Raw genomic sequence first — 9,327 nt, forward strand, 5'->3', positions numbered from 1 at the left:
GTTCTCAATCCTATCTCCTATTTAAAGAGTTAGCTCACTAACTTAATGACATTGCCTTAAAGAGTAATTCCTTTTTCGGTGGCTTTTCAAAATACTATACATTAAAATACTCTTGTTTAATTTTTGTAAGCAAATTGTTAGCAACAGAAGTTACACCAACATGCGTCAGTTCAGGATTAGAATAATCTAGATTACGAGCATAGCCTTCTGCAACAGTCTGAGCAATACGCTCATCCAATTTATAATTGGAGGCTTTTAATAGTACTTGAAATAATTCTGAACTATATAGTTTAATATTATTTTGATGTTATCCTTAAATCTTAGAGTCACTATTGTATAATTTAGACAAAGGACAAAAACATGCAAAAACGCTACTCAAAAGAATTTAAAGAAACCCTTATCGCCTTCTATCATTCTGGTCAATCCGTCACCCAGCTGTCTAAAGAATACGACGTGGCCCCTGCAACAATTTATAAATGGATAGACCTCTACTCTACATCTAATGAAAGCTCCGTCTCTAAAGCTGATTTTCTAGAATTAAAAAGACAACTGGCTAAAGTTAAGGAAGAACGAGACATCTTAAAAAAAGTATTGACCATATTCGCCGAGAAAAAGAAGTGAGTGCTGCGGATATGGCTCAAACCATACAAACTTTAGCACTCAATGTCAGACTAAGCTGTCAACTCCTTGATGTTCCTGAATCAAGTTATTATGAACGGATTAACCGACATCCATCTAAAACTCAATTAAGGAGACAATACCTGTCACTCAAAATTTCTCAACTCTTCAATGCTAACCGAGGAATCTATGGTGCTCCTAAAATTCATCATCTTCTACTTAAACAAGGGGAAAAAGTCGGGTTAAAACTGGTACAGAAGCTAATGAAGCAACTTCAACTCAAGTCTGCAGTCATTAAGAAATTTAAGCCTGGATACTCACTAAGTGATCACATCAATCGAAAAAATCTCATACAGACTGAACCTACAAAGAAAAATAAGGTTTGGTCAACCGACATTACTTATATTCCTACTCAACAAGGATGGGCTTATCTCTCAACCATTATGGATCGTTATACTAAAAAAGTCATTGCTTGGGATTTGGGCAAGCGAATGACTGTAGAATTAGTGCAAAGAACTTTAAATAAGGCCATTAAATCACAAGACTATCCAGAAGCTGTTATTCTTCATTCTGACCAAGGAACCCAGTATACGAGTCTAGAGTATGAAGAGTTGCTTAAGTATTATGGGATGACTCACTCTTTCAGTCGAAGGGGATACCCTTATCATAATGCCAGTCTTGAATCTTGGCATGGACATTTAAAAAGAGAGTGGGTGTATCAATTTAAATATAAGAACTTTGAAGAAGCCTATCAGAGTATTTTCTGGTACATCGAAGCCTTTTATAATTCAAAACGAATCCATCAAAGTTTAGGGTATCTTACACCTAATCAATTTGAAAAGGTAAGTGCTTAAAATAAATAGATTAAAATTCTACGTTAGTTACTCTAAAAACTTGACTTAACGTCATTTTCCAATGATACTACTGCCATTTTTGTAACTCCTCTCCTGTTTTTGATTGATAAACCTTCTTTATTTTAAGATTGGTTATGAATGGATAATTGTTTAAAAGAATAGGGTTTTCTAAACTCAGCAAGCATTTCTTCTTTTGTAATTTCATTCTGACGAAAACGAGCTAAAGCTTGGGTTGGATTGGATTATCATCAGTCTGAACACTATAGATAAAATCAAAATGGTGTTGTAATTCATCTGAATTTTCCCGATTTTGAAAGACAAATTCCGCAAAATCTAAATCTGACTCTGATTTTTTATGTTTTGCAAAATAGTGACAACGATAGTCAGGGTTTTTAAAAATTTCTACAAAATTTGAAATACGAAATTCTAATATAATTAGAATCTATACATAGCTTACTTCTGGTCATTTAAAACGAGCCCTGTTCTCCAAAATAATTTTATTAAAAAGAAAAACCCTGCCAAATTAATTTTTGGTAGGGTTTTTGGTAGGAAACTAAATTAATTTATCAGTTTCTAAAATGTGTTCACGATTCTAAAAGGCTGATACTATAGTATTCCGAATTCTAATTGGTATATGCCTCTTATTTAAGAGTAACTGAAGCTCCAGCTTCTTCCAATTTAGCTTTGATTTCTTCAGCTTCTGCAGTTGCAACGCCTTCTTTAACAAGTGCTGGTGCACCGTCAACAAGTTCTTTAGCTTCTTTAAGACCAAGACCTGTGATTTCACGTACAACTTTGATAACGCCAACTTTTTTGTCGCCTGCAGATGTCAATTCAACGTCGAATGAATCTTTAGCAGCACCAGCGTCAGCAGCACCAGCTGCAGCAACAGCTACAGGAGCAGCTGCAGTTACACCAAATTCTTCTTCGATAGCTTTTACAAGGTCGTTCAATTCAAGGATTGAAGCTTCTTTAATTTCAGCAATAATGTTTTCAATGTTCAATGCCATTGTTATTTCCTCCAAATATGTTTTAAATTTATAATAGATTTTCGTAGCTAGGCTACGCTGCGTAGCTTAAGATTAAGCTGCGTCTTCTTTGTTGTCTGCAACCGCTTTGACTGCAAGAGCAACGTTGCGCACTGGCGCTTGAAGTACAGAAAGGAGCATAGAAAGAAGTCCTTCGCGGTTTGGAAGAGTTGCAAGTGCAAGAATCTCTTCTTTAGATGCGACAGCGCCTTCGATTGCACCACCTTTGATTTCAAGTGCTTCAGCGTTTTTAGAAAAGTCGTTCAAGATTTTCGCTGGTGCGATAACATCTTCGTTAGAAAATGCTACTGCAGATGGTCCAACAAATACAGATGCAAGATCTTCAAGACCAGCTTTTTCAGCTGCACGACGCAAGATTGAGTTTTTAATCACTTTATACTCAACTTCGCTTCCACGAAGCTCACGACGAAGAACTGTATCTTGCTCAACTGTCAAACCACGAGCGTCTACAACGACGATAGATGCAGCAGCTTTCATTTTTTCAGCTACTACGTCAACTAGTTCCGCTTTTTTAGCAATAATTGCTTCACTCATTAGTGTGTTCACCTCCGTTATTATTTTGCTTGGGGAATTTTTCCAAAAGAAAAACGCGCCCAAACCTAGACACGAAAGTACAATACGCTTCTTTTTACATGATACGTTTTGTCCTCGGTAGGATACTTATGAGTCGAGCTCCCCTACTGTCTTAGGCAGTTTTTTCAAACCGTATATAAGTATAGCATAGTCAAAAAAAGAATGCAAGATTTTTGCAAACTTTTTTTAAAATTTTTTCGTTATTTTTCTTCTAAAGTTCTACTGTCAGGACTTGACCTTGCTTAACAACCTGTTCTCCAGCGATATAAACATCATCAACATCACTGGATTTAACAGCATAGACAAGATGAGAAAGCATATTTTCCTGAGGTTGGAGATGAATTTTCCCTTGTGGTTGAATAACGAGAAAATCTGCCTGTTTACCTACTTCCAGACTTCCTATCTGATTTTCCATTCCTAGGACCTTAGCCCCTTCGATTGTCAGTGCCTTGAGGGCTATTTCGATTGGAAATTGGCTGGCATCCCCACTCTTCATTTTCTGTAGGAGAGCGGCTGTCCGTCCTTCCTCAAACATATCTAGATTGTTATTGGAAGCAACCGAATCTGTCGCAATTCCTACTGCCACTCCTGCTTTTTGCAGTTGGATGATGGGAGCAATCCCTGATGCCAATTTGAGGTTACTGATAGGATTGTGGGCAATAGCCACGTGAGAAGTTGCTAAGCGTTCAATTTCTCGCTCGTTTAATTCGACCCCGTGGGCAAAGACAGACGGATGATCTAAGTAACCCAATTCTTCTAGAAATGCGAGGAGGCGTTTGCCGTATCGTTTCAGGATAATGCCTGACTCCTCCTTGGTCTCCGCCACGTGGATATGGATTGGAAGATCAAGCTCTTTTGCCATGTCTATGCTTTCTTCCAGCAAGTCTCTATCACAGCTGTAGGGAGAATGTGGGGCTACCATAACCTTGAAATTTGGATTTTTATATCCAATAATTTCTTCAATGATTGCTCGTGTTCTGCTTATGGTCTCATCAGTTGTCTCCGCCTCAGAAGAAAAGAGGGTAGGTGAGAAATAACAACGCATCTTGGAATCTTTCACTGCCTGATAAATCTGCTCAATATCCACACCATTGGGATTATACATATCATTAAAGGTTGTTGTTCCTGACTGGAGCATCTCTGTCAGAGCTTCTTTGACCGCCTTAGTAGTCATGTCGGGAGTAAATCCTGCTTCTGCAGGCCAGATATAGTCATTGAGCCATTCATGGAGATTGCTATCATCTCGAATTCCTCTCAGACCTGTCATTGCAGAATGGGTATGGCAATTGACCAATCCAGGCATAATCCAGGCTCCCTGATAGTCTATAAACTGCTCAGCTTGCTCTAAAATCTCTGACTTCTCTTGACCAACATAGACGATTTGAGAATTCTTAACTGCTAAGATTCCATTCAGATAAACATGGAAATCTTGATCACAAGTCACGATATTTACATGCTGATAGACTTTCATTGTTTTTCTCCTTCTAAGGCCTTGATTTTTTCTAGCTATTGTAACAAAAAAGTCACCCGAAGGCAACTTTTTTCGTCCATAAACTTTCAAAAGAGAATGGATTATTCAGAGCTAAAAGCGGCAGCTTGCTGCATTTGGTAATACTTGCCTTTTCTAGCCATGAGGTCCTGATGATTGCCATGCTCCACAATATCGCCATCCACTAAGACTAGAATCATATCCGCATCCTGAATGGTTGACAAGCGGTGAGCAATGATAAAGCTTGTGCGCCCCTTCATGAGTTTAGCAAATGCATCCTGAACTAGCACTTCTGTCCGTGTATCGATGGAGGAAGTCGCCTCGTCTAAGATGAGAATCTTTGGAATAGCCAGAAAGACTCGGGCAATGGTCAAGAGCTGGGCTTGACCGACAGAGAGAGATTCTCCTGCATTTTCCAACTTGGTATCGTAACCCTGCGGCAACTGTTGGATGAAAAAGTCTGCATTGGCTGCTTTGGCAGCAGCAATCACTTGCTCCCGACTAGCATCAGGATTCCCAAAGGCAATATTGTCATGGATGGTTCCTTGCTTGAGCCAGGTTTCTTGGAGCACCATACCAAACTGTTGTCTCAATGATGCCCGGGTATAGTCATAAATGGATTTCCCATCCAGCAAGATATCTCCCGAGTTAATGGGATAAAAACGCATGAGGAGATTGATAAGAGTTGATTTTCCGGCACCTGTCGGACCAACAATAGCTACCTTGCTACCAGCTGGAATATCAATAGATAAATCCTTAATCAAAATCTTTTCAGGATGGTAGCCAAAAGAGACATGTTTAAAGGAAATAGCTCCCTTAACTTGGTCACTGGTCAAGACTTCCTTACCTGTTTCAGCCACCTCAGGACTATCTAAGACTCCATAAACACGTTCTGCACAAGCGAGAGCACTTTGCAACTCGGCTAGAACTGAAGAAATATCGTTAAAAGGCTTGGTGTATTGCTGAACATAGTTCAAAAAAGTCACTAAGCGTCCAATGGTCAAGGTGGACCCCATCATGATACGATAAGCTCCTACTCCAGCTAGAAGGGCATAAATAAGCGCATTTACAAAGCGAGTCGAAGGATTAACCGTTGAAGAGTAAAAGATAGCTGACTGCGAATAACCTGCATAGTTGTCATTAGCCTCACGCAGTCTTTGGATAAAATCTTCTTGAGCATTGAAGGACTGGATAATTGTCTGTTGGCTAAGCGATTCTTCAATCAACTGAGTCTGAATTCCCCGCGTCTCTGTTTGCTTTTGGAAGAGATGATAGGAGCGTTTGGCAATAAAGCGTGAAATTACCATAGAAAGTGGCGTCAACAGCAAGACCAAGAGGGTCATGAGGAGGTGAATTTGAAGCATGGCTAGAATACTAACCAAAATCATTAAGACGCCAATAAAGAATTGGTTAAAAATCATGGTCAAGCCAGCTGCCAACTGTTCGATGTCCGTGGTCACACGACTAACCATCTCCCCACTACCTTGCTGATCCACAAAGGCAATCGGTAACCGATGGAGCTTATGGATGATTCGCTCTCGCAAGTCTCTGGTATAAGAAAAGATTAGGCGATTATAGAGGAGAGGATTGACCCACTGCACAAGGGTATTTCCTATGACCACCAAGATCATTTGGAGAAAAATCTGCCAAAAAACTGGTGAAGAACCAGCCACCAGGACTTGGTCAATGACCTTCCCAATCAAGATGGGAAGATAAATTGATAAGCCAACCTGGGCAATAGTTCCTAGAAAAGCTAGGAAAAGGAGGAAGGGATGGCTTGCTAAATCTTTTGCCAAACGTGTGAGTGTTTGATTTGCAGTTTGTCGTCTCATGCTAGTCCTCCTTACCATGTTGAGATGCATTGATTTCGCGATAAACTTGACTAGATTTCATCAAATCCTCGTGCTTGCCGATAGCTAGTAGCTCCCCTTTTTCCAAGAGAAGAATCTGGTCAGCCATCTGTAAAGTCGAGGTTCGTTGAGAAATCAAGATTAAGCTCGTGTCTGGCAAATTTTCTCGGATAGCTTTCAAGAGCTTGGACTCTGTGATGGTGTCGAGAGCTGAGGTCGCATCATCTAGGATGAGAAATGGTGCTTGTCGCAAGACTGCTCTTGCGATAGACAGCCTTTGTTTTTGTCCACCTGAGAAATTTCGCCCTCCTGTCTCAACTAGGGCATCCAAGAGTTCTTCCTTTTCACTAACAAAATCCTTAGCTTGCGCAATCTCCAAGGCCTGCCAGAGTTCCTGGTCAGTCACTTCTTGATTTAAACCTAAAGTCAAGTTGGAACGAATAGTTCCCTTAAAAAGTTCGACCTTTTGGGGCACATAGGCAATCCAAGACCGCCACTGCTCCAAATTAAGAGGACTAGATCCATCTCGATAAAGGTAAATGCTCCCCTTGTCTGCTGGATAAAGTCCAAGGATGAGTTGTACTAAGCTTGATTTACCAGAACCTGTTCCCCCAATGATACCAAGGATTTGCCCTTGCTCCATATCAAAGGAAATATCTCTCAGAGAAGGTTGGGCCGCATCAGGATAGGTAAAGGTCAATTCTTGAACTTGTAAAACCTGATTGCTGGTAACTTGTTTTTTCTCTAATTCTGAATGGATGTCTTCTGGAGCTTCGGCAAAGACTTCCTCAATTCGCTTAGCTGAGATATAGGACTGGTTGAGGGAATTGATCAGCATGGCTAGCTTGACCAATTCCACCAAAATCTGTAAGAGGTAGTTGATGAGGGCAATGAGAGCACCTTGACTAAGTAAGCCTCCTTGAATTGAAATATATCCCTGCCAGATAATAACGAGGAGAGTTCCATTGACAATTAGATAAGTCAGAGGGGTTAATAAACTAGACCAGAAACCCGTCTTTTCTTGCAGTCTCGCATAAACTTGGTTAAGGGTTTGAAAAATCTGTAACTCTCGTTTTTCTTGACCAAAAGCACGAATTACTCGCATTCCTTGTAATTGCTGGCGCGTTTCCTGAACCAACTGGTCCGTTTTCTTTCTGAGACTGCTGTAGAGAGGATTAACCAGTCTAGAGAGCCCTACAATAACAATGGTCAAAATGACAACCATGACCAAGAACCAGAAAGTCAGCTCAGCTGAGATGCGATAAGCCATAAAAATGGCACCAAAAACGATAATAGGTGCTCGCAAAAAGAGACGCAGGAATTGATTGACACCAGTCTGAATCTGGTAGGTATCCGAAGTCAAGCGAGTGACCAAGCTAGAAGTGGTCAAACGATCTCTGCTGTCCTTGGGCAAGGAAAGAATATGGCGATAGAGGTCACCTGTCAATTCTTTGGCAAATCCAACCGCAGCCTTAGCTGAGTAGAACTGGGCTATTAAGGCCACTACAACACCAATTACTGCAAAGATAAGGAGCAAACCAATCTGCATCCAGAGATGACCTTGATTTTTCTGGGGCAAGGATTGGTCAACAATCCCAGCAATCACCATAGGAACTAAGAGCTCAAACACAGCTTCTAGTAGCTTGAACAAGGGTGCTAAAATTGATTCCTTGATGTAGGGTTTAAAGTAAGATAATAGGTGTTTCATAAATCCCTTCTATTCGTATTCTGGAAATAAAGAAAGCGGGAAGTGCCCACTCTCTCTGTTTTATTTGTTTAAGTAAGGCAGTAGATAGCCATATCCTTCCTCTTCCATCTCATCCTTGGCCACAAAGCGCAAGGAAGCAGAATTGATACAGTAACGGAGGCCACCAAACTCACGCGGTCCATCTGTAAAAACATGACCCAAGTGAGCATTTCCTGACCGAGAACGAACTTCAATTCGCTCCATTCCATGGCTCAGATCCTTGTAATAATGAATCAATTCCTTGGAAATCGGACGGCTAAAACTTGGCCAACCACAACCTGAGGCGAACTTATCCTTGGCAAAAAAGAGTGGCTCACCCGTCGTAATATCTACATAAATCCCTTCTTCAAAGGTTTGGTCATAGGCATTGGTAAATGGAGCCTCTGTAGCAGCTTCTTGGGTAACACGATAGGACTCTTCAGATAAACTGCCCTTTAACACCTCTTGACTAGGCTTTTCATAGTTAGAGGCATCAATCAATGGCTTATCAGCATCGGTCACATCGATATGACAGTAACCTGAAGGATTCTTCTTAAGATAGTCTTGGTGGTAATCTTCAGCTAAAATATAGTGGCGAAGTTTCTCCACCTCTACTGCAATCTTTCGCCCAAGCATGCGCTCCTGCTCCTGCACCACTGTGTAGATAGCTGGCAAGTCTGCTTCATCCTGGTAATAAATCCCCGTTCGATATTGGCGACCACGGTCATTCCCTTGCTGATTGATGGATAAAGGGTCGATGACACGGAAATAATAAAGTAAAATCTCTCTGAGTGACACTGCCTTCTCATCGTAAATCACTTGAACCGTTTCTGCATGGTCTGTCTCCTTGAGCAACTGGTAATTGGTCGTTTCGAATTGACCATTAGCGTAGCCAACACTGGTTGTTAGCACTCCAGAAATTCGTGAAAAATATTCCTCTAGGCCCCAAAAACAACCACCTGCTAGATAAATTTCTGCCATCTTTATTTCTCCTTTATCAAGTTTTTAACTAATACTCTTCGAAAATCTCTTCAAACCATGTCAGCTTACATCTGCAACCTCAAAATAGTATTTTGAGCTAACTTCGTCAGTTCTATCCACAACCTCAAAACACTGTTTTGAGCTGACTTCGTCAGTCTTATCTACAACCTCAAAGCAGTGCTTTGAG

General features: G+C 40.7%; 7 protein-coding genes and 1 other annotated feature. Of the genes, 1 reads left to right on the forward strand and 6 read right to left on the reverse strand.

Annotated features, from left to right (window positions below; translation table 11 throughout):
• The first annotated feature begins 360 nt into the window (after positions 1–360).
• Positions 361–1,472 (forward strand): IS3-like element IS981 family transposase gene (locus tag ADI58_RS09500; protein ID WP_106083840.1). Its coding sequence is split into 2 segments (ribosomal slippage): positions 361–577 and positions 577–1,472, totalling 1,113 coding nucleotides; the frame shifts between segments, so codons are not numbered across the junction.
• Between the two features lie 641 nt (positions 1,473–2,113).
• Here ADI58_RS09500 and rplL read toward each other — a convergent pair.
• The 6 genes from rplL to msrB all read right to left on the reverse strand — a co-directional run bounded on the left by rplL (position 2,114) and on the right by msrB (position 9,140).
• Entirely contained in the window at positions 2,114–2,482 is a 369-nt protein-coding gene (gene rplL / locus ADI58_RS09505) for a 50S ribosomal protein L7/L12 (RefSeq protein WP_001196965.1), read from the reverse strand.
• Positions 2,483–2,554: 72 nt separating this feature from the next.
• Positions 2,555–3,055, reverse strand: a complete 501-nt coding sequence (gene rplJ, locus ADI58_RS09510; RefSeq protein WP_001287277.1) for a 50S ribosomal protein L10 — start codon at positions 3,053–3,055, stop codon at positions 2,555–2,557.
• A 38-nt stretch (positions 3,056–3,093) separates the two neighbouring features.
• Positions 3,094–3,229 (reverse strand) — a sequence feature (ribosomal protein L10 leader region).
• Between the two features lie 76 nt (positions 3,230–3,305).
• Positions 3,306–4,565: a TRZ/ATZ family protein gene (locus ADI58_RS09515; protein ID WP_049522422.1), complete on the reverse strand. Its 1,260-nt coding sequence runs from the start codon at positions 4,563–4,565 to the stop codon at positions 3,306–3,308.
• 101 nt (positions 4,566–4,666) lie between these two features.
• A complete protein-coding gene (locus ADI58_RS09520; RefSeq protein WP_049522423.1) occupies positions 4,667–6,415 on the reverse strand; it encodes an ABC transporter ATP-binding protein in 1,749 nt (582 codons plus the stop codon).
• A gap of 1 nt (position 6,416) precedes the next feature.
• Positions 6,417–8,141 carry an ABC transporter ATP-binding protein gene (locus ADI58_RS09525; protein WP_049522424.1) on the reverse strand — a complete coding sequence of 575 codons (1,725 nt, stop codon included), beginning with the start codon at positions 8,139–8,141 and terminating at the stop codon, positions 6,417–6,419.
• Between the two features lie 60 nt (positions 8,142–8,201).
• Complete coding sequence (msrB, locus tag ADI58_RS09530) at positions 8,202–9,140, reverse strand: peptide-methionine (R)-S-oxide reductase MsrB (protein ID WP_049522425.1); 939 nt, start codon at positions 9,138–9,140, stop codon at positions 8,202–8,204.
• Positions 9,141–9,327: the final 187 nt, after the last annotated feature.

This window comes from Streptococcus mitis, assembly GCF_001074635.1.
In the GTDB taxonomy this organism is placed as follows: Bacteria; Bacillota; Bacilli; order Lactobacillales; family Streptococcaceae; genus Streptococcus; species Streptococcus mitis_E.

Bases quoted from the DNA above. Each gene is read 5' to 3' on its own strand.
- ADI58_RS09515 (WP_049522422.1), bottom strand. From the start codon at position 4,565: ATGAAAGTCTATCAGCATGTAAATATCGTGACTTGTGATCAAGATTTC.
- rplL (WP_001196965.1), bottom strand. From the start codon at position 2,482: ATGGCATTGAACATTGAAAACATTATTGCTGAAATTAAAGAAGCTTCA.
- msrB (WP_049522425.1), bottom strand. From the start codon at position 9,140: ATGGCAGAAATTTATCTAGCAGGTGGTTGTTTTTGGGGCCTAGAGGAA.
- ADI58_RS09525 (WP_049522424.1), bottom strand. From the start codon at position 8,141: ATGAAACACCTATTATCTTACTTTAAACCCTACATCAAGGAATCAATT.
- ADI58_RS09520 (WP_049522423.1), bottom strand. From the start codon at position 6,415: ATGAGACGACAAACTGCAAATCAAACACTCACACGTTTGGCAAAAGAT.
- rplJ (WP_001287277.1), bottom strand. From the start codon at position 3,055: ATGAGTGAAGCAATTATTGCTAAAAAAGCGGAACTAGTTGACGTAGTA.